Source organism: Pseudomonas sp. HMWF006 (genome assembly GCF_003061205.1).
Taxonomy (GTDB): Bacteria; Pseudomonadota; Gammaproteobacteria; order Pseudomonadales; family Pseudomonadaceae; genus Aquipseudomonas; species Aquipseudomonas monsensis.
Window position 1 is genome coordinate 1 of the sequence record NZ_QAIU01000457.1, and the last position, 1,496, is coordinate 1,496.

A 1,496-nucleotide genomic window follows, 5' to 3' on the forward strand; every position below is an offset into this window, starting at 1 on the left:
GGATGGCGGCACTGGAGATGCTCAGCTCAAGAATTGGCTGGTCGGTGTTCTGATCCGATCACACAAACACCACAAAACCTGTGGGAGCTGCTGGTCAGCGATGAGGCCGGGAGATCCAGAATCAATGTCGCCTGAACCACCGCCATCGCGGCGATGCGGCGCCCCGACAAGCCGGCTCCCTCAAGTTTCTTTAGTGTGTGAAGAGATGTATTTCATCGAATAATCCGCTACATTTTCCGGCCGCTCTCTGCATGGTGAATCCGCTTCATGTCTCTCGCGCTCGAACGTCTGGTCGCTGGCACCCCGATTCCTTTCGCTGGTAACCGCGTCACCGTGGTCAGCCCCGAACTGGCGGAGCGCTTTCGACCCGGCGATCACCTGCTGGTGGAGCAGGTGAGTGGCGAGCTGTTACTGATTCCCGTGGCCGACCAACAAGCCGCCGCGGTGGCGATCGAACGTGCGGCTGCGGCGTTTACCGCGCTGTCGGCGGTGTCCGACGAAGCGATCAGTCAGTTTTTCGATCTGTTCGCGCAGCGTCTGGAAACCCCGCAATGCTGGGCGCAGATCGAATCCGCCAACCGTGCCGACATCGAACGGGCCAAGGCGCGCGGACGTTCCACCACACGCTTGCTGGCCGATGAGCGCATGCGTCGCGACATGATCGCTGGCCTGCGTGCCTGGCGCGATGCCGCACCTACCCGGGGCAAAGTCATCAGCAGCGTTGAACACGACGGCTGGAAGGTCGAGCAAGTGGTTTCGCCGTTGGGCATCGTCGCGTTTGTCTTTGAAGGCCGGCCGAACGTATTCGCCGACGCCGCCGGTGTCTTGCGCACTGGCAACACCGCCGTGCTGCGCATTGGCAGCGATGCGTTGGGCACCGCGCAAGCCATCGTCACTCATGCGTTGAACCCGGCACTGTCCGATGCCGGTCTGCCGGCTGGTGCGGTGTCGTTGGTGGAAAGTGTCAATCATGCCGCCGGTTGGGCGATGTTCGCTGACCGGCGTTTGTCGCTGGCCGTCGCGCGTGGTTCGGGTCGTGCGGTCAGTCAACTGGGCAGCATCGCCCAGCAGGCCGGCACCGCCGTCAGCCTGCACGGCACCGGTGGCGCGTGGCTGGTGGCCGACCGTGAAGCTGATGCCGGGCGTTTTGCGGCGGTGGTGCGCAACTCGCTGGATCGCAAAGTGTGTAACACCCTGAACGTGTGCCTGATTCAACGTGAACGTGCCGCTGAACTGGTGCCGCTGTTCCTCGATGCACTGAAGCAGGCGGGCACCGCGCGCGGGCAGGGCTGCAAATTGCACATCGTCGAAGGCAGCGAAGCTTGCTTGCCAGGCGAATGGCAGAACGCGACGGTCGAGGTTTATCGCGCCGAAGGTTTGCAGACCGAAGCACTGGCCGAACCGCTGGCGGAAGCCGGGTTGGGCCGCGAGTGGGAGTGGGAAGAAACCCCGGAAGTCAGCTTGATGATCGTCGACGATCTGGATCAGGCGATTGA

General features: G+C 62.8%; 1 protein-coding gene. It reads left to right on the plus strand.

Annotated features, from left to right (window positions below; all coding sequences use genetic code 11):
• Nucleotides 1-267 precede the first annotated feature (267 nt).
• A partial coding sequence (locus tag DBR24_RS19770) for an aldehyde dehydrogenase family protein (protein ID WP_256591665.1) occupies nt 268-1,496 on the plus strand: 1,229 nt, incomplete at its 3' end.